Below are 22,540 nucleotides of genomic sequence, written 5' to 3'. Positions count from 1 at the left end.
AACTGATATAAACTCCAAACCTCATAGGTTTCAAAAACCTATGAGGTTTTTTATCACATTTAATTCACAGCCATTATTTAGACTAACTCATCAAAATAGCAGTTTTTTTGCCCCAATTATATAAAATCATAGATCCCGTTTTTCCAGCCCAATACCTTGGAAGAATCCGCTTTAAGCCAGTTTTTCAAAATCGTAGCGTAGACTTTTCTGAAATCTTCGGTATAAATTAAATCTCCTTCATTGAGTTTCTGCAGATCAGGAAGAGCGTTCAGAAGTCCTTTCTTTTTAAGGCCTCCGCTGATAAAGAACATTTGATTGGCAGTCCCGTGGTCAGTTCCATTGCTGGCATTTTGAGCTACCCGGCGTCCGAATTCTGAAAAAGTCATTAGCAAAACATCATTGAAAATACCATTACTTTTCAGATCAGCGACAAAAGATTTTACAGCTTCATTGATATCACTGAAAAGCTTGGCCTGCCTTTTGTTCTGATTAACGTGGGTATCAAAACTTCCCACCGAGAGATAATAAACCTGTGTATTGATGTCAGATTTAATCAGTGAAGCAACGGTTTTAAAATCCTTTCCAAGCTGAGAGTTCGGGTAGACTTGATCTGTTTTTTTTGACTTACTCTTTTCAAAAATATAATCCGCATTATTAATAGTAGAGCCGAGGGTTTGGTATAAATAGGAAACCGTTTCGTCATCGTGATGATGATCATACAAAGATTTAAAATACTTCTCCTGACTGGTCTGGTAAAGCCTTTTAGGATCTTTAAAGGCAAAGGCTTTATTGTTTTCCCCTTTCAGTGCCAGACTCAGCATATCATCGACCTCCAAAGCCTGTGTAGGATGCTCGCAACGGTAACATTCTTCATCCAGAAAACGTCCCAGCCATCCGGTTTCCAGGAATTCATCACTGCGGCTTGCGGAATGCCAGATATCCATGCTTCTGAAGTGAGACTTATCGGGATCGGGATAACCCACATTATTCATCACTGATAGTTCGCCATTATCGAAAAGCTCTTTGAAATAAGAAAGTGCGGGATTGATTCCCGTTTCATCATTCAGCGCTAAAGAATCCTTGATGGCTATATTGTTTCTTTCTTTAAAATAAATATCATTTTTTGTTGGAATGATGGTGTTCAAACCATCATTTCCGCCCGTAAACTGCAGCACGACAAGAATCTTCTGATTGGGTTCTAAGGCCTCGTTCAGGGTCATTGCTTTCAGAAAATTGGGCATCATAAGCGATGCGGTAGCCAATGAACTTATTTTTAGGAATTCTCTTCTTTTGATTAGCATGATTTTTTCTTTTTTAGGTTGCAGATTATAGGTTGCAGGTTATAGGTTGCAGGTAGCAGGACTGGATGTTGATTTTACTAATTCCAGGTGTATTTATCAATGTTTTTTTAAATCAAAAATAATAAATCAAAGGTTGCAGAGCCAAGCGGTGACTGCTATTACCTGCAACCTGCTACCTAAGATCTATCACCTAACACAACTGATATTCCGGTGTAGACATTAAATTAATAATCCCCATCTTAATACTTTTATCTGAAAAGTTCTTTACGGTATCCATATCAAGGGTTTTGGTATTTTGGATTAGGTAATCTTCGCAGTTTTTGTCATTAAAAATCTTTTCCAGTCTGCTCCAGTCGATGGTGATATTAGGGTTTTTGAAGGATTTATTCATTGCGGTTTCCCGGGATTTCATTCCCATGTCAATATCATCATCCTGCCGTGGACTGTATTCTAAAGGTCGTAATCCTGACCAGATCTGCGGAATCTGCAGCCTCACCATCAGAGTAGAACTGTCGATCCATGATTTTCCGTTGGGCCAGCCTGCAACATTGGGAGGATAGAGGAGCATTTGTCCCAGCAGTTTCTGATAAACGATGAGGTTTTCCGGGTTCTGGATATTCATCGGAAGCATTCGCATGATTCCGGCCATCAGTTCTATCGGGGATTTTATTCTGTTGCCTATGTTCTTTTTATCGTAAAACCATGAGCTTGAGAATATATCGTTCATCAGTTTTTTGATATCATATCCGGAATTATAGAATGTTGAACTTAATAGCTCTATAATTTTGGAATCCACATTTTCATTGACGAAGAACTTATATATTTTTGTCGTGATAAATGTTGCGGTAGCTTTCTGCTCAAGAATGATATTTAAAACATCGGTTCCGGTGAAGTTGCCGGTTTTTCCCAGGAATGTTTTTGAGCCTTCATCATGCAGGTTTTTTCTCTCCTTAAAATTACCTTCCTTATCATAGCCCCAGCCCGTAAACGCTCTTGCGCCTTCCCGGATATCTTTTTCGGTATAATTTCCTCTTCCCATGGTAAATAATTCCATCACTTCGCGGGCGAAATTTTCATTGGGATGATCCTTTTTATTCTGTTGATTGTTCAGGAAATTCAGCATAGCAGGAGATTGGCTCACTTCGAAGAGCAGCTCTTTAAAATTTCCCAGTGCATTCTTTCTGATCGTATTCAGAAGCTGTTTATTGAATTTTGAATTATTCACTCTTGATGCAAAATGCCCGTGCCAGAAGAACGCCATCTTTTCTCTCATCTGATCTTTGCTGTTCACCATCTGGTTCAGAAAATTCAGGTTCAGTTCATTGTTTTGGTCTCTGATGAACTTCTGCATTTCCTTTTTCTTATCTGCCGGAGTTTTACTGTCCATCATCATATTGTCTGAAACAGGAACGTCAGGCGTATCATAGTTGATTTCTGTGAAGGTTCCTTCTTTAAATAATTCATTAACCAACGTTTTTGTGTTGGTATTCTTCAGTTCCCCGATCTGATTGATCCCGGCTCCGAAACCGGCACGCCAAAGAAGGTGTTTGTTATGTAACAGTGAATCGGCCATAGTAAGAGAATTTAATTTTTGGATGCTGTAGAAAGAAAAAGGTTAAAATCATAACGGTTAAGAATTCTTAATATTATTTTTTTTATGATTTGACTTAAACAATCATTTAATTTTAACTTAAATTAACATATTGATAATCATTGTTTTATAATTGTATCCAGTGTTAAAATCCAAAAATAAGCTTCTCTTGGCACGATTTTTACAGCTTACTGCATTAGTAAAATTTAAAATTAGAGTTATGAAAATGTTAAAACAAGCAGTATTACTGGCTGGAATATTAACAGCAGGTATCGCAAGTGCACAGAGCTCAAAGATGAACAATATGATCAAAGTAGGAGCGAATGTTGGTTTAGCAGTTCCTTCAGATAATCTTTCCGCAGCTGCGGGTGTAGATGTATCTTATCAGAATTTGATCACTCCCGGATTTGGATTAGGTATTGCAACAGGATATACTCATTATTTTGGAAAAAGTAACAACGGTTATGATAACAATGATGTAGGCGTAATTCCTGTAGGAGCTTTAATCAGAATCTATCCTAAACAGACCGGTTTCTATTTTGGAACTGACTTAGGATACGGATTTTTGGTAGGAAATGAAAAAGTAGCTTCCAACAGTTCTGCTGACAGACCGGACGGAGGTTTCTACATCAAGCCGGAAATCGGATACCACAACAGAGACTGGAATTTCTTCGTACAATATCAGAAAGTTTTTGTAGGAGATAAAGGCGATATCGCTGGACAGAACTACAATGTGGGGAACATCGGAGTAGGATTCGGATACAATATTCCATTAGGAAAGTAGTTAGATTTATATATAAACAATTATTAGCCAAAACCTTTTTATGAAAATGAAAAGGTTTTTTGCTTCCCTGCAGGATTTACGAAAACAATTATTATATTTGATAAAATTTGAGGTTATGATTTTGAATCCAAAATTTCCGCTTTATTTACCAGGAGTAGAGAACAGTAATAATGATCATGTTACTATCATTGGAGCAAGTCTCCGTGAAGATATAACCATCTTAGGCTATTTTGTTTCCAGTAACGGAGGTCTTGAGATAAAAATACAGAAAGAATATAGTACGAAAGACTATTCTTCATTTTCTGATATATTAAGAAAATTCATTCAGGATAATGAGCTTGAAAATGTAAAGCGTCTGGCTTTGGCTGTACCGGGACCGGTAATCGATGGGAAAAGTAGCCCGGCGAGATTGGGCTGGGATCTGAATATCGAAGAGTATACCAAAGATTTCGGATTTGAAAAAGGAGATATGCTGAATGACCTTGAAGCTTCTGCTTACGGTATGGGTCTTCTTGAAGACAGCGACCTTGATCCGATCTACACCAGCGGACATCTTGAAAAAGGAAACGTAGCGATCCTGGCTCCCGGAAACGGACTGGGTGAAGCAGGATATTTCTTTGACGGAAAATACCTTAGACCTTTTGCAACGGAAGGCGGACATTCAGAATTCTCGCCGAGAACAAATGTTGAAGTTGAATTTTATCAGTTCTTAAACAATATCTATGGTATTGTAAGCTGGGAAAATGTATTGTCTAAAACCGGACTTTTCAATATCTACAGATTCTTAAGAGACGTAAAAAGACATCCGGAACCGGAATGGCTGGCAGAACGTCTGGCAGGACCGAATTTTGTTCAGGAACTGTATAAAGCAGCCGTAGAGGAAGATGTCATGATCTGCAGAATTGCGTTGGATACCTTTATTGAATTCCTGGCGAGAGAAGCCAACAACCTTACCCTGAAACTTAAAGCGACAGGTGGACTGCTGATTTCAGGAGATATTCCACAGACGATCAGAGAATATATCGATAAAGGAAAATTCTATGATAAGTTTAAGATCAGTGACAAGATGGAGGAAATGCTCAAAAACACGCCAATCTATCTGATCAAACAGAATCACACGGCATTAAAAGGGGCCGCCCTGTACACCGCTTACTATCAAAATTAAAATACAAAACTCCGAAATTTTCGGAGTTTTTTTATGGGATGATATTATTCATGAAAAAAAATATTTTAATTGATATACATCAATGAAATCTATTAAATAAGTAGACTATATTTGCACCGTTAAAACAAGTAAATAACTTTATTCAAATGAAAAAAATATTCTTATTAGCAGTTGTTGCCAGCGGTTTGGCATTCGGACAGTCCAAGAAAGTAGTGGCATCTGATGTTCACTGGTGGGGGTACAAAGTAGCAAAATCTGAGGCAAGCTCTCACGATGGTACTGTAAAAGTAAAATCTGGAGACATGATCATGAAAGGAAATGATCTAGTAGGAGGAAGCTTTGTATTGGATATGACGTCTATCAACGCAACTGACCTTTCCGGAGAATATCAGCAAAAACTGAACGGACATCTTAAGAACGGTGACTTCTTTGAAGTTGAAAAATTCCCTACGGCTTCTTTCAAAATCACTACTGTGAAGAAAAACAGCGATAAGATCTATAACTCTTTAGTAACAGGAAACCTTACTGTTAAAGGAAAAACAAGCGCTATTACTTTCCCTGCTAAAATTTCATACAGCAAAGGAGTAGTAAGCCTGGTTTCTGAGAAATTCTCTTTCGACAGACAGAAATTTGACGTTGCTTACAAGTCTACCATGCAGGATGTTTTTGTGAAAGATGACATCGAAATGCTTGTAAAGGTGAGTGCTAAATAATTTAATCAAAAAAAGATTGTTAAAAGTGTAGAAGTTCTACACTTTTTTTTATTTTTGTTGAATTGTAAATAAAAAAGAATGAAAAGATTACTATTGTTTGCTATGGTGTGCGCGAGCATATCATTTGTTTCTGCACAGAGGAAATTTGATAAGGTTTCAAAAGTGACTTCATCAGAGATCAGGTGGTGGGGATATAAAGTCGTAAAAACTGAGGCTTCATCGCATTCAGGGACGGTAAAGCTGAAAAGCGGAAAATTCAATTTCGATAAAACGGTCCTTGTAGACGGAGAGTTTGTAATAGATATGAGAAGCATGATGGCGGGAGACGTTTCCGAGGAAGATCAGATCAAGCTTACCAACGAATTGAAAAGTACCAATTTCTTTGAAGTTAAGAAATTCCCTATCGCGAAATTCCACTTGACTAAAATTATTCCTTTAGCAAACAGCGAGTACAATTCTACGATTTACGGTGACATTACGATCAAAGGGGTAAGAAAAACGATCACTTTCCCTGCGAATGCATACGTTACTCAGTTTACAGTAGTGATTGAATCTGCTAAGTTCTCATTAAACAGAAGAGACTTTAAAGTATTCTACCAGTCTTCACTGAAAGATTATTTCATCAAGGACGAAATGGATTTCCAGTTCAGAGTTTCTACAGAAAAACTGGATAACGACAACAGAGTTCCGGTGAAGAAAAAGAAATAAGTAAAATATACAATCAAATAATACAATGGGCGGTTTTTATAACTGCCCATTTTTTATTTTGTTTTCATTCTAATAATTAAAATTAGGTGTAAAGGCTGTAGCGCAATAAAAATGAATTACTCTCGCAGATTATTCAGATAAAGCAGATTAAAAAAAGTAAAATCTGCATCATCTGAATAATCTGCGTGAACTTTTTAAACCATTATTGATACACTTCCTTCATCAGAATCAATGAAGTTGATTCCATTCTTTGCTTTACTTAAATTTACATAGTATGATATTAATCTTTGCGTTTAAAAGAGTATCTAGTATGTCTTTATCTTCTAAAATCTCTTAACAGTTCAGAAACCTGTGAAATTATTCTGTATCTTTTATCATGTTTTTCTTAAATTAGTACTATGAAAATTTATGTAGTAAGCGGTCTCGGAGCAGACTTTAAGGTGCTGGAAAGACTGGAATTCCCCGAGAACTGTGAATTGATTTTTATAGACTGGCTTATCCCCGAGAAAAATGAGCCCTTCCATTCCTATGTCGAAAGAATGGCGGAAAAAGTAGACGTTTCCGAGCCTTTCAGCCTGTTGGGATATTCTTTTGGTGGGATTATGGTGCAGGAGATCAATAAATTGAAACCTGCCCAAAAGGTAGTCATCATGGGGAGCATCAAATCAGATAAGGAGAAATCTAAATTTATAAAGACCGGTGAGATCACGAAAATTCCCAGAATATTTCCTGTAGGTATGTTCAATGACAAAGCGGCGAATGTATATTCTGTGGTCAGAAAACTCTTCGATCCAAAAAATCCAAAAATCCTTCAGTACTTTAGGGTAAGAGATCCATACTATCTGAAATGGTCAGTAGAAAAGGTTTCCGAATGGAAATTTGAAGAAATCCCGGAAGTGATCCAGATATTGGGTGACAAGGATATCGTTTTTCCCATCAAATATTCAAAACCGGACTACGTGATTAAAGGAGGTACCCATCTTTTTCCGGCTACAAAATCCAAAGAAGTATCTAAAATATTGAAGGAGGTGTTTATTTAATTGTGTAAATTTTGAGTGAGTGTTGTTTTTTTTAGGGGTTAAATTTAAAAATCATATGTTTTTATAAAATTTATGTTTAATTTTGATAGGGTTAAACATAAAATGTATGAAAATTGGTTTAAAATGGATCGTTTCATTCTCGGTCATTACCCTTGTCGCATTCGGAGGACTTTTTTGGAGCCCGATCGTTGATTTTCCCAACACCGGAGAATTTCTTGGCGAAGATAAAATCGTTGGAGCCGACGTAGCATGGATCCTGGCAGCAGCAGGTCTTGTACTGCTGATGACCCCCGGCCTGTCGTTCTTTTACGGAGGAATGGTTGGCCGAAAAAATGTAATCTCTACGATGCTGCAGAGCTTTATTGCGCTCGGAGTTATTTCTATTTTGTGGGTGGTTGTCGGGTTTTCTCTGTCTTTCGGGGATTCTTTAGGCTTTGAGATCAATGGCGTGCACTACGGAATCATCGGAAATCCGTTGAGCTATCCGTTTTTCAGTCGTGTAGGCGTCCTGCCTCATAAAACGATGGCTTCTACTATTCCTTTTGTGCTTTTTGCCCTTTTTCAGATGAAGTTTGCGGTGATCACACCTGCGCTTATTACCGGTTCTTTTGCCGAACGCGTTCGCTTCATCTCTTACCTTCTGTTCATGGTGCTTTTCAGCATTTTTATATATACACCGCTTTGCCATATGGTGTGGCATCCGGACGGACTTTTAAATAAATATTTTGGTGTAAAAGACTTTGCAGGCGGAACTGTGGTTCATATGAGTGCCGGGTTTGCTGCTTTGGCGGGAGCTCTGGTTCTTGGAAACAGAAAAAATCCTCACCATGAGCCTTCCAATATTCCTTATGTTCTCTTGGGAACCGGAATGTTATGGTTCGGTTGGTTTGGGTTCAATGCCGGATCTGCTTTAAGTGCGAATGCTTCTGCAGCCATGGCTTTCGGAACCACTACGATTGCTTCTGCCTCTGCCATGATGACCTGGATTTTTTTCGACAGGATCAATGGCAGAAGTGTTTCAGCGTTGGGTGCGTGTATTGGAGCTGTTGTAGGTTTGGTCGCTATTACACCCGGTTGTGGTTTTGTGAGTATTCCTGAAAGTCTTTTTATAGGATTTGCCGCTGCTATTGTTTCCAATCTGATGATGAACTGGAAAGCTCTGAAGAAAATAGATGATACCCTTGATGTTTTTGCCTGTCATGGAGTAGGAGGGATCATGGGAATGATTCTGACCGCTATTTTTGCCCATGGTGAAAATGCCAGCCTTCTTCACGGTGGAATCGGTGTTTTTGGTCATCATATGGCGGCTTTGGTTCTTGTTTCGGCCTTTACTTTTTTGGGTTCGCTGCTTTTATATAAAATTACAGATTCCATCATTACATTGAGGGTTTCCGAAGAATCTGAAGAGATGGGACTCGATCTTTCCCAGCATCAGGAGAGTTTCAAGTGATGGTTTCTACAAGAAAATCAGGCCACAGCTGTAGGGTAGGAATGCCCTGATTGAAATACTGAAATTAAAGGAATGTTTTCCCGACCTTATTCAATAGATTGGATGGCACTGAAAATGTTATTTTTTGAATTTTCAAAGACTTCACCTCCAAATTCTTCATTGTCTAATGAGAAAACACGAATGTCTTTAACCCCCATAATTCCGAAAATATGTTTTAAATAGGGCGTTTGAAAGTTGATATGTCCGTTCTTTTCATTTTCTCCGTATCCGGTATCACCACGGGCAGATAATATAAATGCTTTTTTGTTTTCGAGCAAACCGACATAGTCACCATCGGGAACTCCTGACCTGAATTTCCAGGTTTCATTGATCCGCATTACCTGGTCTATATAAGCTTTTAGACCACTTGGAATAGTCCAGTTGTACATGGGAGTTCCAATGACATAGATATCATGTTCTTTGAGCTCCTGTACCAGTTCATTACTTATCTGTAATGCCTTGTGGTTTTCTTCTGTTCTGTCAGACGGCTTTTTGAAAGCTTCTGCAATCCAGGCTTCGTTAATGTTAGGAATAGAGTCAATACCCGTTTCCCGATATGTAAATACATCCAGAGGATATTTGGTTTTCCAGTTTTCTACAAAGAGTTGGGTAAGTTTTCGGCTGTAAGATCTTTCATTTCTTACACTGGCGTTGATAATCAATACTTTCATTGTTATAAATTGTATAACAGCAAAATTCCTGATTATTCATTCCTTAAAAATTGATCTAGTTCAAGAGGATTTATTTTTTTTCCGTATTCGGCTTATAAATTCGGCGGAGACGCCTAAATAGGATGCAATTAAATATTGAGGAACTCTGGAGACAATATCCGGATAGGTATCAAGGAAATCATAATACTTCTGCTCAGCTTTGTACATATTGTTGAATACGGTTCTCTTCTCAAGAGTTCCCAGATAGCTTTCTAAAATAATCCTGAAGTATCTTTCCAGAGAAGGAATTTCCTGCAGCATTTTTTGAAAAGACTGATGGCTGATCTGCAAAAGGCTTGTTTTTTCTACAGCCTGGATATTGTAAATAGAAGGTTTTTGTTTAGAAAAGCTGGAGATATCCGTTGCCCACCAATGGTCTATAGCTAAAGAAAGGATCTCTTCATTTCCGTTTTCAGCATTGATGCAAAAGGCTTTTAAAACACCTGAAACAATATAGCTGTCATAACGGCAAATTTCTCCGTTTCTTAAAAGATATTCACCTTTTTCCAATGTTTTTTCTGTCCAGAAGCTTTTGAAAATAGCAATTTCTTCCGGACTTAAGCTGACATGCTGACCAATATTCTTAATTAATGTATCCATTCGAAATGATTAAAAAGAGAGAGCAATTTTATAATATATTGAGGAGATAAGACTGTACAGAGCTAATTTACAAAATACGTAGTAAAGGCGACTCATGATTTGTGAACTGTTATGAATTCTAAGATCCGGGGATGCTTTTATTGGGATTTATCGCGTATCTTTGTTGTAAGAGGAAAATGAAGAATTATCTATGGAATCAATATCGGTTTTTGAGATTATTAAAGTAGGAATAGGCCCGTCCAGTTCGCACACGATGGGACCATGGAATGCAGCTTCTGCATTTATCAGAATTATAAAAAGGGAAAGATCCATTGCTGAAGTGAAGGAAGTTTTCCTTGAGTTTTTCGGTTCTTTAGCGAAAACGGGAATCGGGCACGGAACGGATATTGCCGGAATGCTTGGATTAAATGGTGAAGATTTTACAACCATCAATACATCAAAAATTGATGAAAAAATAGAGAAGATCAAAAAAGACCATATCATCAATCTGGGTGGAGAAAAAGAAATTCCTTTTATCTACGGCTATCATCTGGTTTTAAATATGCAGAAGTCGCTTGATTTTCATCCGAATGGAATGATTTTCAAAGCTGTTTTTGAAGACGGAACCGAGCTGGTTCAGGATTTCTATTCTGTAGGCGGTGGTTTTATTGCAAGTCAGGAAAAAAACTCCATAGAAAAACATTGCGTCCGAACACTGTATCCTTGTCATCACGGTTCGGATATTGTAAAATACTGTGATAAACTGGGATTGAAAAAGTTTTCAGATCTGATTATGATCAATGAAGAAAGCTGGAGAACCCCGGAAGAAACCAGACTGCAGGCGCTGAATATCTGGAAGAATATAAAAGAATGCATCTATAAAGGCGTTAATAAAGAAGGCATCCTTCCCGGAGGTCTGAATGTGACCAGAAGAGCGGCAGGAATCAACAGAAAACTTTTAGGAGACAAAGTCTATAAAAATATCGACGAGTGGTTCCAACAGGTCGTTGATGCGGAAGAAAACTTCACCAATATCAATAAATGGATTGCGTGTTTTGCACTGGCAGTGAATGAAGAAAATGCAAGCTTCGGAAGAATCATCACGGCACCTACCAATGGAGCCAGCGGTGTTATTCCGGCGGTTTTAATGTATTCGCAGGCATTTACAGAGTGTACCAGCGAAGATGACATTGTAAGATTTTTACTTGTTGCCGGAGAGATCGGGACATTATTCAAGAAAAATGCTACCATTTCTGCGGCAATGGGCGGATGTCAGGCAGAGATCGGAGTTTCATCAGCAATGGCGGCGGCAGGATTGACGGAAATCTTAGGCGGAAGCATTGGACAGGTCATGATGGCAGCAGAAATTGCTATGGAACATCACCTTGGACTGACTTGTGATCCTATCAAAGGTCTTGTACAAATCCCATGCATTGAAAGAAATACAATGGGTGCGATGAAGGCCATTACAGCAGCAAATATTGCTTTGGAAAGTGACCCTACGAAAGCAAAAGTAACCCTGGATGAAGTGATTCAAACCATGTGGGAAACGGCTTTGTCGATGAGTGACCGTTTCAAGGAAACCTCAGAAGGCGGACTTGCCATTGCAGTGAATGTTCCTGAATGTTAAAAGAAAAACTTACTGTTTTACATATAAAATCCTTAGATGATGAGTCTAAGGATTTTTTTTAGGGCAAAATTTAAAACTTAATGATTAAAAATACAGACTACTTTTTATTCAACAAATAAGTCTTCCCATTCTGAATCAGTTGCATCTGCTTGCTTTCCGGGATAAAGAGAATGACAATGTCGGCCTGTTCAAACCTGTATTTATTTTTTTCAATATTTTCCAGTGGGAATTCAGGTTGTCCTGTTCCCTGTGCATACAAGATTCCGTCTTTGGAGAATACAGTCAACGGAATCGGGATTTCTTCTGTGTGATATTCTCCGGCATATTTTTCCAGTTCAGCGTCTGATTTTGTATCAAATGACGGATATTGATAGTCTCTTCCGTACAATTGATTTAAAATTCCAACGTATAAATCATTATGGGCTAAATTTTCTCCATTAACAGTTACTGCAAAAGAAAGTTTGTCCGTTGGCTCATAAGTTAATATTGAATGGGAACCGGCTGTGTCGCCACCATGTCCAAACGCAATGATGTTGTAGAACGGTACTTTCATGATTCCTGTTCCGAAAAATTGTTCTTCTTTATTGGAAATCATCATTTCAAGCGTTTCTTTTTTGATGAATTTACCATTGAATAATGCATCCATGAAAGTATTCATATCCTCCGTAGTAGAGGTGATATCTCCTAAGCCAATGCAGTTGTGGAAATCGAAATCCGCCACTTCTTTCCAGCTTCCATCTGTAAATTGATAGGATTTAAAAACATTTTTAGGATTGTCCAACACAGAGAACGTATGCTTCATTCCTGCTTTTTCAAGAATATTTTCTTTCAGGATGACATTATAAGGTTTTCCAGACAGCTTTTCCAGGATTCTGCTTAAAAGAAAATACGCTGAATTGGAATATCTGGTTTTCTTTCCCGGTTCAAAGCTTACGCCCAGTTTTTTAATTTCTGCAATGATTGCCTTATCTCCAACTGCTTTTCCGAAAAGCCAGTTATCCTTTGGTTCACCTACATAATCACCAAGTCCGCTGGTGTGGTTCAGCATCTGCTGTATGGTAATTTTTTGAGCGTTGGGAATTTCAGGATAGTATTTTGACAGCTTGTCATTCAGTTTAAGTTTCCCGTTTTCTACCAGCTGCATCAGCATCACGGCTGTAATCATCTTACTGATGGAGCCGATCTGATATTGGGTGTCTTTATCGAAAGTCACGTTTTTTAACTGTGACTGTCCAAAATCTTTGTGGTATTCCTGAACACCATTTCTGAAAATAGAAACACTCCCGATACCCTGATTTTTTGATGAAATATAATTCAGGAAATCATCAATTTTTTCTTTATTAATGGCTTTTCCGTTGAGATACTGAGCTTCAGTATTTTTAGAAACCGGAAGATTTCTGAACAGATTTAAAGGAAGTATTTTTCCATTCTGATTCAGATTTCCTTCAAAATGATCCTCTTTGAAAACACCTTTGTAGCTGGCGTTGATTTTTTTAATGTCAAAACTAAGCTCATTGTTACTGAAAGCCGTTTTGTCTACTGGAATGTCATCTTTGCTTTGCTTGGGACTGTTGAGCAGGGAAGTATAACCTTCCGGTCCTTTTTTAATTTTCAATACAACAGGAAGTTTCATCGTCTGGATATCCACTTCACCGTTCCATGTTCCTTCGATTTGGGCGTGACAAATATGTGCCAGAAAGACCAGCACAAGTAAGAATTTGATTTTCATGATATTTAGATGTATTTAGATAGTAGAATCTGACATACCAAAGTCATGATCAGGGATACCGCTGCAAAAAGAACGATATGCTGCCATTTTTTGATATTGGTGGCCGTCTTAAAGCCATTATAATAAAGGGTTATGCTATAGATTAAAATAATAATGGCAAACGATGCCATACTTAGTGTCACGGCAATGTCTAAAACGGGTAACGGATCAGAAGGATTGGCCTGATGAGCGATCACTTTTTTCTGCGATTCTGTTACAAATGATAATTTGTCCGTTGCCTGCAGGAGCACCAATACAAGCTGTGAAATTAATACGGTATTAACGATATCAATAAACCTTGTTTTGCTGTTTACAATCTTACCTAAAATGAAAAGAACCGCTATGGCAAAGGCAAAGCTGATTAACGTGGGAACAGCTACAGTCTGAAACGTCACCTTATCTAAACTGTTAATCCTATAAATACTGCTAAAATAAGTACCTGTCCAATAACCCATCAAAATAGCCAAAGCTGTTGCCAGTATTCCAACACCGAGCAGCACTTTATCATCGAATCTTTCAAAAGGATTAAAAATTGTTTTCCAGTTCATCATGGTAGATTTAAAGATTAGTTTTCAGTTGTGCGACTTTAGTGATCAGATCGTCCATTTTGTTTCTCATCGTCGGGTAGGAAAGGCCCGCTTGTTTCGCCATTTCTTTAATGCTTCCGCTGGAAAGGAAAAAATTAAGAACAAACTCCTGCTCTTCACGGTTCAGTTTGAGCAGAACGGGGAGTTCGTAATCGCCGCTGACCTCCGTTTTGCAGTTCGGGCATTTCATCTGACTTACATTTAAAGTATTGTCACAACTTGGACAGACAGTTGGCAGTTTCATCAATTAATTTTTTACGAAAGTACTATTTTTTTTAATAAAGTTAAAATGTTTTTTAATAAAGTTAAAAAATTTGACTTTGGAAAGAGGCGGCAGATGGTAGGTGGCAGGTAGCAGGGAATAGCAGTCGCAGTTTGAAAGTACAGCTTTTGATTGTATTATTGAATATTTTGAAAGTAAGGATAAAAGCCGCCAACAGTAATAAAACCGTTATGGAGTTCTGTCACTCGCTACCTATCACCTGCTACCTACCATCTGCAACCTGCTACCTGCCACCTAAAAATAAATTTGCATTTCCGATAAAAACAGATATTTTTGCCTGAAAAATTAATGATCATGAAAAAATTCTTTACACTGCTATGTATCGGTGCCTCTTTGGCTGCATATTCTCAAATCAGTATTCCTGAAACTTCTCCGAAAGGAACGATCACCACTCAAAACGGAATGACTATTCAGTATAAGGATCTTAAATTTAGCAAAGGAAAAGTAACCTATAAGAATGTACAGAATGGAGCAGAGGAATTCCTCTATGAAAACTCTGTGAAAGCGGTTCAGGAAGCCAGTCCAAATGAAATTGAAAAGGTTTCTACTGAAACTCCTCTAGTTAGGGCGTCTGAACCGAAACAAGAAAATCCTAAACTTACCGAAAAGTACGATATCAAAAATTATCTTCTGCAGAAACAGGATGCAGAATATATGAAAGGAAGAACGGTTAATAACCTGGGAACCGCATTTATTGTCGGAGGAGCTGCATGTTTTGTGGTAGGCGGGGTTCTGAATCTTTCCAAGGCTAGCGATACGAATGTAAGAAACGGTGAGCCAAAAAATGGATCTCCTGTCCCTTTGATCATCGGTCTTATCGGAATGGGAGTTGGGGTTACACTGAAACTGGCGGGACATTCCCAAATGAAAGATGCCATTAATAACTACAGAAATACAGCCGCATCAAAATTTACTCCAAGCTATTACGTTGTGAATAACAGTAATGGAGTAGGGCTGATGATGAAGTTTTAGAGAGTAGGGATTAGGGATTAGGTTGCAGGTGACAGGCCGTAGGATTTTATGACAATTTTATTTATAATGGCTGTCTTCAGTATCACTTCTTTAATAAATTTAAAGGCTGTATTTTTAAACTTTGACCACCTAATCCCTAATCCCTAATCCCTAGACCCTCATTCCTCATCCTACCTCAATATTCCTCTGATCCTGTTCGCATTGGTGATCAGTTCTTCCAGATATTCATAGTTTTCTTTTTCCAGGGCGGCCTTGAATTTTCTTAATTGGCTGATGTGTTCGTTCAGAACGTCCAGAACGTTTTCCTTGTTTTGTTTAAAGATAGGAACCCACATTTCAGGATGCGATTTCGCAAGACGGACGGTACTTGAAAAACCTGAACTGGCCAGCTGGAAAATAGTTTCCTCTTCACGTTCTTTTTCCAAAACGGTATTGGCCAGGGCGTAAGATGTAATGTGTGAAATATGTGAAATATAGGCAGTATGAATGTCGTGGTCTTCAGCGTTCATGTAGATCAGGTGCATGTCAAGGCTTTCTGCTACTTTTTCTGCCAGTTGAAGGGCGTCGGGTGCAGATTCTTCCTTATTACAAATCACTCCGGCTTTTCCTGAGAAACTGTTGGAAACCGCAGATGCGGGACCACTGTTTTCAGTACCCCACATCGGGTGGAATGCCACAAATCTTGATCGTTTAGGATGGTCTTTAACAGCATTTACGATTCCAGCTTTTGTAGATCCGGCATCCATCACTGTTTGTTCATCAGAAATCAAATCGAGGACGTCAGGCAGCAGCTTTCTGGCCGCATCTACAGGAACGGCAATAATGATAAAGTCTGCATTTTTAACGCCATATTCAAGGTCTGTACCTGCGTCTATAATGTTAAGTTCCAATGCTTCGCGGATATGCTCCTGGTTGTTATCGATTCCGTAGATGAAATCTGCAATGCCTTTTTCTCTTAATTTTAAAGCCATTGAACCCCCGATTAAACCTGCACCAATAATACTAATTTTCATCTTTTAAATTTTTTAAAATAAAAAACCCCGTCCTAGGACGAGGTTTTAAGTTATGTTCATAAGAATCCTAGCCCAGATTTGAGTCAAAAATTCTATAATAATATGTTCCGTTATTGAAATTCACCAAGCGAAGGTATAAAATATTTTTTAAACTCAGGATATTTTTGGTTTAAATTATCATGTGACCTTTTAATCTGCGCTGTGAATAATCGTTCTTTTAACGTCCTTATTCTGCTGTTCCAGGCTTATAGTTGTTACTCCACCTTCAAAAAAGAATTCAATGTCAGTTTTTTTAGGACCAACGGTGTATGTTATGGAAATAAGGCCATCTTGGTTTATTTCTTTTGTCGAATTTGATTTTGGAAGATTGGCCAATAGCAGTTCTGATTTTTCTACTTCTTTATCTTTGATTGTTTGTCTGTAGACTTCATCAACAGAGGAGTTTTTAAAGATACATTCCATTTCAGTTTCGTACTCCACCTGTTTTTCAGTACATTCTTTTTGGGTGAGAATTCCCTTGGTTTCAGTAATAGATGTATTTTCAACGGCGGGTTTTATAACCGTAGCGCTGTCCTTTTTAACTGTTACGGTAGTTTCATTGACTGTTTTTTTTGATTCATTTTGGCAGCCTGTAAACACTAAAAGACCAAGGCAGAAGAAACTTATTTTTTTCATTGCGTATAATTTGAATTTATTGGGCTTAAAAATAATGAATATTCTTCTTTAAAGTCGATTAAATCTAGGGTTTTAAAGGTTTTTGAAAAAAATACTAGAGACAGTTGGTTATTGTTGCTGTGGAGCTATTTTTATTGAAAGGATTCTCTATTTGTATATATTTTTTTGCTTTCTTGTAATAGAATCCGAACCATGTTAAATTTATTTTTGACTCATTAATAATTTCCAAAGTTCCAACAGGCTTTTTATTATCAAGGTTTTCCCAATTTTGCATTTCATCAGGAAGTGGAATGATAGGTGGAAAATCTGTGAAATAAAGCTCGTATTTGTTGACTCCAATTTTCTTTAATTCCGCATTCATTGAAAATCTGCCTGTAATGGTGAATTGGGCACTGTTAAGATTTGGCAAAAAAACAATACTATTTTTCGAATTGCAATTAAATGTCCATACCCCAGAATTTGATATTGAATATTCTTTTTCAATTTTATTAAAATATTGTGATGCTAGGTTATAAAAAAAGCTTTGTGTTTTATCTGGGATATTAGTTTTCTTTAGTGTCTCTAATAATATCCATTTGCCATTGTCATATATATAGAGAGATTCTAATGCCTTGTCACTAACGTCAAATTCTCCGGATGTTTTATCAAAATTCTGTATGTATTTTTTATCTAGATAATCTACAACGATATAATAATTCTGAGCTCTAGATTTTAAACTTGTTTCTATTAAATTTGGAGAAATATTTTCAACATTCTTGTCTTTGAAAAATCCATTATGATTATAAATACTCCAAAAATATTGCTCTTCCTTTGTTTTACCTATATAGTTAACTGAAAATGCTCCAATATTCTCATCCATATAAGAATACATAGGATATATTTCTCCATTTAGATTGTCGGGAATATAGTAGCCTCCTTTTTTATATTTATCATCAAAAAAATTAATTGCTGAAGTATTATGTGAACTTGTTTTTAATGTCTTTTTTTCTTGTGTTTTTGTTTTATTAATAGGTTCAGGTTTTTTACTTTCCTGACCATTGCAATTAACTAATACAACTAATAATAAAAATGCTAATATTGATTTCATTTTATTTTTATTTTATTGGATTTCCTTCTTTAGTTTCATCAAATTTTGTTTTCATAAATTGTTCAGGATCCACCCTTGTATTTCCCCCTTTAAAAACGCCATCTCTTGAAGCTTCTATATGCACGTGGTAATATTGAGGTGATACTCCTTTAGCATTACCTGTATTACCTGATTTACCAAATGTCTTACCATGCGTAATTTTATGGCCTTTTTTCACGGAGATTGAATTTAAGTGACAATATCTAATCCAAATATCTTTATCATTTTTATCTTTAGATTTGACAGTTACTATTTTTCCTAAATCGCCACCTGTATCATATGCTTCTGTAACTGTTCCACAGAGTAGTGTCTTTAAGTCGGTATCTAATTTAGCTAAAATGTCAACACCAGTATGATAATATCCTTTTGGATAAGTCTTATTAACTCTCATAGCCCTATGAAATCTGTTTTTATTGACATTATTACTTTGATTACTAATTTTAGGATTTTCAACAATGTCAGAATAATTTAAACATTGCGAACAATCATCAGGACATTTAATAGAAGAGTCTTTAGAATCCTCTTGTATATCTTCACAACATCCATACCCGAATTCTTTCAGGAAACCTTTTTTTAAATGTAATTCTTTATTGGGTTCAATCAGTTCTTCTTTTAAATTCTTCTCGTAAACTGCCTTTACAATTTCAAATGTATAAGCTGAACTTTGTTGACCATAGGGAGAATCTGGTAGACTAGCCCAGCATAGACTGGAAATTAAGGATGCACGTTTAATATCATTATCAATTATCATTTGTATGATGTCACCTTGTTCTCCTTTAAATCTTTCTCTCCATTCTCTTAATTTTTCTTCTTTTACTGTGTCATGGATTTTCTTTTCTTTGTTTTTCCAAACAGTTGGATTATAAAAGCTATCTGAACGATCTTGAACATAATGATGTTTCATTATCACAAGGCAAAACTTGTCTTGTGATTCTTGATCAAAACTGGAAATATTATACTTTTTAGCAAAATCTAATTTACTTGAATAATGCCATTTTTTATCATCTCCCTTATAATATCCAGTGAGGTTTTTCCATGTATCAGTCATTATTTGATAAGCTCCTGCGGCTGAAGATGAGTGCTTACCTGCCGTAATGACTTCTTCTGGATGTTTGCTCATATTCGAAAACTGTTTATCACCATATTGAGTTGTGTATCCTCTTTCATTATTGGTGCCTTCTTTAAATCTTAACATTCTAATAAATGCTCTAACCCTTGCCTCACATTCACATATTTTATCATCTTTACTCTTCTCCGTTTTCGCCTCCCCCTTCACCACCGCCGGACTTTTCACATTTTCCACTTCCATCAGGCCATCTGAATCTACACCGAATCTTTTGGATTCTGCCGAAAGATCAATGGAAATTATTTCAATAAAATAATTCTGTTCATGGGCATCCGAATCACCGATGGGAATATCTGTTCCTTTGTCAAAGACACCTTTAGTAATGATAAATCCTGAGGTGGTGTCACAGACATCAGCTGGAATTTTAATATTTCCGCTTCGGTAGATTTCATCGTGAGAACCTGTATCGTATTCCCAGATTACATACTGGATATGCTTTCCAACCATGTTTTTGGAATGGATTCTTACCCGTACCTTATCTCCTACAGCAACTTTTGACAGTTCCTTTCCAGAATCATTGATGAATACTGCTTCTAAAATATTGCCCTTCGGATCGGGTTGTTTTGTTCCACTTCCTTGTCCGGCAGGAAATTTTGGGGTGTCTCCTTTTGGTTTTGGACGGGACTTTGTTTTGGGTTGCCCATTTTTATGATCAGGATTGATGATGTCTACATTCACCTGACTGGCTCCCTGTATTTTTCCGTAATAACTTGCGGTAACATAATATTCGTGATTGGCTCCCTCATTTTGGCTGTCTCTCATCAGAAACATATTGGCGATCTGTCTGAGAATTTTTTCATCGGACATCAGTGAGATTCTTACCTCTGCAATCCCTTTTTCATTAACTCTTGCTTTATATACTTTATGGTGGCGGTTGTTTTTATTGACAGCTGGATCATGGCCTTTTCCCGCTGCATCGTCTTCCCAGAGTTGAAACTCTATTTCTTTACCAAACATAGCAATACAGTGGGCCTGTGCCGTTAATGTATCACGATAGCTCGCCTTGTTCACATCTTTTCTATTTCTGTTGAAGAGAATAACTTTATCTATCTTAGATACTTTCCCTGCTGCAGGGATCAGTACAAGAGTTCCTGCCAGCTTTTTCGAGGCAGGTGCTCCGGGAAGAAGTCCTTGCTGGGTTTTGTATACCTTTATTTCAAACTCAATTCCGATTGCAATTTCACCAAATTGATAAGAAACTTTCTTTCCTGTTTTTGGAATTCCCGTAATATCTTTCCAGGTGCTGTTTTTCTGCTTTTTGAAAAGATGCCATTCATAGCTGCTGTTAAAGCCTCCAAGGATATTGAAAGCATTAATTTCATAGTCGTTACTCGTTCCAACAATCGGATTCTGAGAGCCTGTTATTATTCCTGTCATGGCTTAAACGTAGTATTGTTGGTCATTAATATTCTCTTTAAACTCATCATAATCCACCACCGGATTATAAACCTGCTGCTCCTGTGTATGGGCATTGGAAGCCTGAGATTTGCCGATTTCGCTTTGCTGGCCGTGTTTAAGAATGGTGATTTTTCCGCCGGTACTGCATATGAGTTCTGAGATTTCGGTAAGACAGCTTTTTCCCATGACCTTCACATTTTCGTAGGTTTTTTGCCATTTTCCCGCGGGTGCATAGGCGCAGGGAAGATAGCCGCCGGATGAAGGTTTCAGCTTACACTGCCCGAAAGGTTGTGCTGCAGGGTCGAACAGGAGATCATCTTCCGTAACAGCCAGATAATCTGGATGTCCTTCAGCGTCGTTCCAGTAGTGCTTTTTGTGGCTGGTGACTTTGAATTTTGGAAATGTAAATCCTTGATTGCACTGAACGGTTGCTTTCTGAACAATAAAATATTTACCGTCATGGGCATCAGGATCCCAACCATTGTTTTGATTGTCTTCTTTTTGATCATGTCCATCTTTTTCAGATGACTGTTCTTCTTTTGCTGTCGGCCAATTATCTTCATCGGGCATTGAATCTATATTTTCTTCCTCTTCAATATTTTCAACCTCTCCCTGAGATTGATTTTCCTTAATCATAAACTGCGGATCTGCAGGGATGAGCATAGATTTTCCGGGAACGGGTTCTTCATGCATAATATCTTCTTTGGGACAGTGGAGATTGTGATAGGTTTTTAAAATAGCCTCATCTTTCAGTCCGAATTTCTTTGAGAGCAAGCCAAAAGTGTCGCCTTTCTGGATAATGTAATTTTTCATATAATCATTGTGTTATGGTGATACTGTGTTTTTGAACCAGAGCATCTTCATGCCATAGACTCAGCGATGATTCTGCCTGGTACAGGGTTTTATGGTGTTTATGAGTAGTGTATTGAAGACTGATTTCTCCTGAAGCAGGTTGTTCTGTCGCTGCTTCAAACGGGATCCCACGTTTCAACTCCTGAAGGCTGCAGGAATCTGTGATTTTTCCTTTTAAAACAGTGATAATATAATCGGGATCTTCGTCTTCATATTCAGCTTCCATAAGGCATTGGACAGGAAAAGAATTTTGAAAAAAACAGAACTTTTCAGTCCAGGCCGATCTTTTGTGGAACCATTCCATTTTTGGAAATAAAGTTTGGAAGAGCAGGGTAGACCTGAATTGTCGTAAAAAATATTCACGGTCAGAAATATTATCCAGAAACGTATCTAAATACATCTTACAAATAGGTCCTATAAAGAATTCCTCCAAGTCTGTACGCTTTTCTTTAAATTTTTGAATCGTACTTTCATGATCGGCAAATCCGATAATATTTCCCGTGTCAGAAAGGATAAAATCGATCGGCATAATACTTTCTATGCAGGCTACTGAAAGGCTTCCTGCTTTGTCATCAGGTATTTCGCCATTGGTTTCGAAGTTCTTTTGTTTCAAGGTAAGGACATAATGGTTTTCAATTTTATATTCACAGATACCTACCTGAACAGTATAATTTATCATGAAATGATTTTCCATAGAAGTTTCAAAGGTTTGACTGATGTGATACGTAGACAGAAAAAACGAATCAGGAAGTTTAATAGGAGGGAGTGTTTTTTGCTTTTCCTGATCTTTTTGCCTTTCTGTTTTAAAGTTCAGCGGGACGATAAGCTTCTGAATTCCATTAAGGTTTTCAAACCATATGGTATCTATCCTTTTGCATCGGGAATTGTGAAAAAGCCTGAGCTCTTCGCTGGTCATGCCCAGTCGGAAGGATACAGAATGAAGCGTATCTCCGTTTCGGACTTTATATTCAAAAAAATCCATTTCTATCAATTGTGAATTATGGGTTAAATGTAATAAAAAATGGTATTC

At 37.5% G+C, this 22,540-nt stretch carries 21 protein-coding genes; 8 read left to right on the top strand and 13 right to left on the bottom strand.

All coding sequences use genetic code 11. The annotated features are described in order from the left end of the window. Window positions 1-116: 116 nt before the first annotated feature. Together IW22_RS11535 and IW22_RS11530 are read right to left on the bottom strand one after the other, a co-directional pair. Window positions 117-1,301, bottom strand: a complete 1,185-nt coding sequence (locus tag IW22_RS11535; RefSeq protein ID WP_051891202.1) for a DUF1501 domain-containing protein — start codon at window positions 1,299-1,301, stop codon at window positions 117-119. 190 nt (window positions 1,302-1,491) lie between these two features. Further along, a complete protein-coding gene (locus tag IW22_RS11530) occupies window positions 1,492-2,874 on the bottom strand; it encodes a DUF1800 family protein (protein ID WP_034726657.1) in 1,383 nt (460 codons plus the stop codon). A 238-nt stretch (window positions 2,875-3,112) separates the two neighbouring features. Here IW22_RS11530 and IW22_RS11525 point away from each other — a divergent pair, with 238 nt between their 5' ends. The 6 genes from IW22_RS11525 to IW22_RS11500 all read left to right on the top strand — a co-directional run bounded on the left by IW22_RS11525 (window position 3,113) and on the right by IW22_RS11500 (window position 8,752). After that, on the top strand, window positions 3,113-3,676 hold the full coding sequence (locus tag IW22_RS11525) for a membrane protein (RefSeq protein WP_034726654.1): 564 nt from the start codon (window positions 3,113-3,115) through the stop codon (window positions 3,674-3,676). Window positions 3,677-3,791: 115 nt separating this feature from the next. Beyond that, on the top strand, window positions 3,792-4,841 hold the full coding sequence (locus IW22_RS11520) for a glucokinase (protein ID WP_034726817.1): 1,050 nt from the start codon (window positions 3,792-3,794) through the stop codon (window positions 4,839-4,841). 146 nt (window positions 4,842-4,987) lie between these two features. Next, window positions 4,988-5,554 (top strand): YceI family protein, encoded by a 567-nt coding sequence (locus IW22_RS11515; protein ID WP_034726651.1) that lies wholly within the window; start codon window positions 4,988-4,990, stop codon window positions 5,552-5,554. A gap of 78 nt (window positions 5,555-5,632) precedes the next feature. Beyond that, window positions 5,633-6,262, top strand: a complete 630-nt coding sequence (locus IW22_RS11510; protein WP_034726648.1) for a YceI family protein — start codon at window positions 5,633-5,635, stop codon at window positions 6,260-6,262. Window positions 6,263-6,660: 398 nt separating this feature from the next. Then, window positions 6,661-7,302, top strand: coding sequence for a hypothetical protein (locus IW22_RS11505; protein WP_034726646.1), 642 nt, complete (start codon window positions 6,661-6,663; stop codon window positions 7,300-7,302). 106 nt (window positions 7,303-7,408) lie between these two features. Next, a complete protein-coding gene (locus tag IW22_RS11500; protein WP_034726644.1) occupies window positions 7,409-8,752 on the top strand; it encodes an ammonium transporter in 1,344 nt (447 codons plus the stop codon). An 86-nt stretch (window positions 8,753-8,838) separates the two neighbouring features. On the opposite strand, the gene IW22_RS11495 is transcribed toward IW22_RS11500, so the two are convergent. Beyond that, window positions 8,839-9,462 (bottom strand): FMN-dependent NADH-azoreductase, encoded by a 624-nt coding sequence (locus IW22_RS11495; RefSeq protein WP_034726642.1) that lies wholly within the window; start codon window positions 9,460-9,462, stop codon window positions 8,839-8,841. Window positions 9,463-9,522: 60 nt separating this feature from the next. After that, entirely contained in the window at window positions 9,523-10,101 is a 579-nt protein-coding gene (locus IW22_RS11490; protein WP_034726640.1) for a Crp/Fnr family transcriptional regulator, read from the bottom strand. Window positions 10,102-10,291: 190 nt separating this feature from the next. Here IW22_RS11490 and IW22_RS11485 point away from each other — a divergent pair, with 190 nt between their 5' ends. Next, a complete protein-coding gene (locus tag IW22_RS11485) occupies window positions 10,292-11,710 on the top strand; it encodes an L-serine ammonia-lyase (protein ID WP_034726637.1) in 1,419 nt (472 codons plus the stop codon). A gap of 97 nt (window positions 11,711-11,807) precedes the next feature. On the opposite strand, the gene IW22_RS11480 is transcribed toward IW22_RS11485, so the two are convergent. The 3 genes from IW22_RS11480 to IW22_RS11470 are packed head-to-tail and all read right to left on the bottom strand — an operon-like array spanning window position 11,808 to window position 14,309. Further along, complete coding sequence (locus IW22_RS11480) at window positions 11,808-13,439, bottom strand: serine hydrolase domain-containing protein (protein WP_051891201.1); 1,632 nt, start codon at window positions 13,437-13,439, stop codon at window positions 11,808-11,810. A 5-nt stretch (window positions 13,440-13,444) separates the two neighbouring features. Beyond that, window positions 13,445-14,026, bottom strand: a complete 582-nt coding sequence (locus IW22_RS11475; RefSeq protein ID WP_131401725.1) for a YIP1 family protein — start codon at window positions 14,024-14,026, stop codon at window positions 13,445-13,447. 10 nt (window positions 14,027-14,036) lie between these two features. Next, window positions 14,037-14,309, bottom strand: a complete 273-nt coding sequence (locus IW22_RS11470) for a DUF2089 family protein (protein ID WP_034726632.1) — start codon at window positions 14,307-14,309, stop codon at window positions 14,037-14,039. A gap of 333 nt (window positions 14,310-14,642) precedes the next feature. Between IW22_RS11470 and IW22_RS11465 the strand changes: the two genes are divergently transcribed. Then, the gene (locus IW22_RS11465) at window positions 14,643-15,320 is read left to right on the top strand and encodes a hypothetical protein (RefSeq protein ID WP_131401724.1); all 678 of its coding nucleotides are present in this window, start codon (window positions 14,643-14,645) and stop codon (window positions 15,318-15,320) included. A gap of 170 nt (window positions 15,321-15,490) precedes the next feature. Here the strand turns inward: IW22_RS11465 and IW22_RS11460 are convergent, their stop codons facing one another. From IW22_RS11460 to IW22_RS11435, 6 genes are all read right to left on the bottom strand, one after another. Then, window positions 15,491-16,333, bottom strand: a complete 843-nt coding sequence (locus IW22_RS11460; RefSeq protein ID WP_034726627.1) for a prephenate dehydrogenase — start codon at window positions 16,331-16,333, stop codon at window positions 15,491-15,493. Between the two features lie 189 nt (window positions 16,334-16,522). Further along, complete coding sequence (locus tag IW22_RS11455) at window positions 16,523-17,008, bottom strand: hypothetical protein (protein ID WP_034726624.1); 486 nt, start codon at window positions 17,006-17,008, stop codon at window positions 16,523-16,525. A 94-nt stretch (window positions 17,009-17,102) separates the two neighbouring features. Next, window positions 17,103-18,095 (bottom strand): hypothetical protein, encoded by a 993-nt coding sequence (locus IW22_RS11450; RefSeq protein WP_034726623.1) that lies wholly within the window; start codon window positions 18,093-18,095, stop codon window positions 17,103-17,105. A 7-nt stretch (window positions 18,096-18,102) separates the two neighbouring features. Beyond that, on the bottom strand, window positions 18,103-20,637 hold the full coding sequence (locus IW22_RS11445; RefSeq protein WP_034726621.1) for a peptidoglycan DD-metalloendopeptidase family protein: 2,535 nt from the start codon (window positions 20,635-20,637) through the stop codon (window positions 18,103-18,105). 3 nt (window positions 20,638-20,640) lie between these two features. Continuing rightward, window positions 20,641-21,471, bottom strand: coding sequence for a DUF4280 domain-containing protein (locus IW22_RS11440; protein WP_034726619.1), 831 nt, complete (start codon window positions 21,469-21,471; stop codon window positions 20,641-20,643). Window positions 21,472-21,475: 4 nt separating this feature from the next. After that, window positions 21,476-22,492, bottom strand: coding sequence for a hypothetical protein (locus tag IW22_RS11435; RefSeq protein WP_034726615.1), 1,017 nt, complete (start codon window positions 22,490-22,492; stop codon window positions 21,476-21,478). Window positions 22,493-22,540 lie beyond the last annotated feature (48 nt).

Source organism: Chryseobacterium sp. JM1 (assembly GCF_000737715.1).
Classification (GTDB): domain Bacteria; phylum Bacteroidota; class Bacteroidia; order Flavobacteriales; family Weeksellaceae; genus Chryseobacterium.
Note: the sequence above shows the minus strand (reverse complement) of the source record. Positions and strands in the feature narration are given on the sequence as shown.

What these genes read in the sequence shown, in the direction of transcription:
- IW22_RS11535 (WP_051891202.1), bottom strand. Translation starts at nt 1,301, where the DNA reads ATGCTAATCAAAAGAAGAGAATTCCTAAAAATAAGTTCATTGGCTACC.
- IW22_RS11530 (WP_034726657.1), bottom strand. Translation starts at nt 2,874, where the DNA reads ATGGCCGATTCACTGTTACATAACAAACACCTTCTTTGGCGTGCCGGT.
- IW22_RS11525 (WP_034726654.1), top strand. Translation starts at nt 3,113, where the DNA reads ATGAAAATGTTAAAACAAGCAGTATTACTGGCTGGAATATTAACAGCA.
- IW22_RS11520 (WP_034726817.1), top strand. Translation starts at nt 3,792, where the DNA reads ATGATTTTGAATCCAAAATTTCCGCTTTATTTACCAGGAGTAGAGAAC.
- IW22_RS11515 (WP_034726651.1), top strand. Translation starts at nt 4,988, where the DNA reads ATGAAAAAAATATTCTTATTAGCAGTTGTTGCCAGCGGTTTGGCATTC.
- IW22_RS11510 (WP_034726648.1), top strand. Translation starts at nt 5,633, where the DNA reads ATGAAAAGATTACTATTGTTTGCTATGGTGTGCGCGAGCATATCATTT.
- IW22_RS11505 (WP_034726646.1), top strand. Translation starts at nt 6,661, where the DNA reads ATGAAAATTTATGTAGTAAGCGGTCTCGGAGCAGACTTTAAGGTGCTG.
- IW22_RS11500 (WP_034726644.1), top strand. Translation starts at nt 7,409, where the DNA reads ATGAAAATTGGTTTAAAATGGATCGTTTCATTCTCGGTCATTACCCTT.
- IW22_RS11495 (WP_034726642.1), bottom strand. Translation starts at nt 9,462, where the DNA reads ATGAAAGTATTGATTATCAACGCCAGTGTAAGAAATGAAAGATCTTAC.
- IW22_RS11490 (WP_034726640.1), bottom strand. Translation starts at nt 10,101, where the DNA reads ATGGATACATTAATTAAGAATATTGGTCAGCATGTCAGCTTAAGTCCG.
- IW22_RS11485 (WP_034726637.1), top strand. Translation starts at nt 10,292, where the DNA reads ATGGAATCAATATCGGTTTTTGAGATTATTAAAGTAGGAATAGGCCCG.
- IW22_RS11480 (WP_051891201.1), bottom strand. Translation starts at nt 13,439, where the DNA reads ATGAAAATCAAATTCTTACTTGTGCTGGTCTTTCTGGCACATATTTGT.
- IW22_RS11475 (WP_131401725.1), bottom strand. Translation starts at nt 14,026, where the DNA reads ATGAACTGGAAAACAATTTTTAATCCTTTTGAAAGATTCGATGATAAA.
- IW22_RS11470 (WP_034726632.1), bottom strand. Translation starts at nt 14,309, where the DNA reads ATGAAACTGCCAACTGTCTGTCCAAGTTGTGACAATACTTTAAATGTA.
- IW22_RS11465 (WP_131401724.1), top strand. Translation starts at nt 14,643, where the DNA reads ATGAAAAAATTCTTTACACTGCTATGTATCGGTGCCTCTTTGGCTGCA.
- IW22_RS11460 (WP_034726627.1), bottom strand. Translation starts at nt 16,333, where the DNA reads ATGAAAATTAGTATTATTGGTGCAGGTTTAATCGGGGGTTCAATGGCT.
- IW22_RS11455 (WP_034726624.1), bottom strand. Translation starts at nt 17,008, where the DNA reads ATGAAAAAAATAAGTTTCTTCTGCCTTGGTCTTTTAGTGTTTACAGGC.
- IW22_RS11450 (WP_034726623.1), bottom strand. Translation starts at nt 18,095, where the DNA reads ATGAAATCAATATTAGCATTTTTATTATTAGTTGTATTAGTTAATTGC.
- IW22_RS11445 (WP_034726621.1), bottom strand. Translation starts at nt 20,637, where the DNA reads ATGACAGGAATAATAACAGGCTCTCAGAATCCGATTGTTGGAACGAGT.
- IW22_RS11440 (WP_034726619.1), bottom strand. Translation starts at nt 21,471, where the DNA reads ATGAAAAATTACATTATCCAGAAAGGCGACACTTTTGGCTTGCTCTCA.
- IW22_RS11435 (WP_034726615.1), bottom strand. Translation starts at nt 22,492, where the DNA reads ATGGATTTTTTTGAATATAAAGTCCGAAACGGAGATACGCTTCATTCT.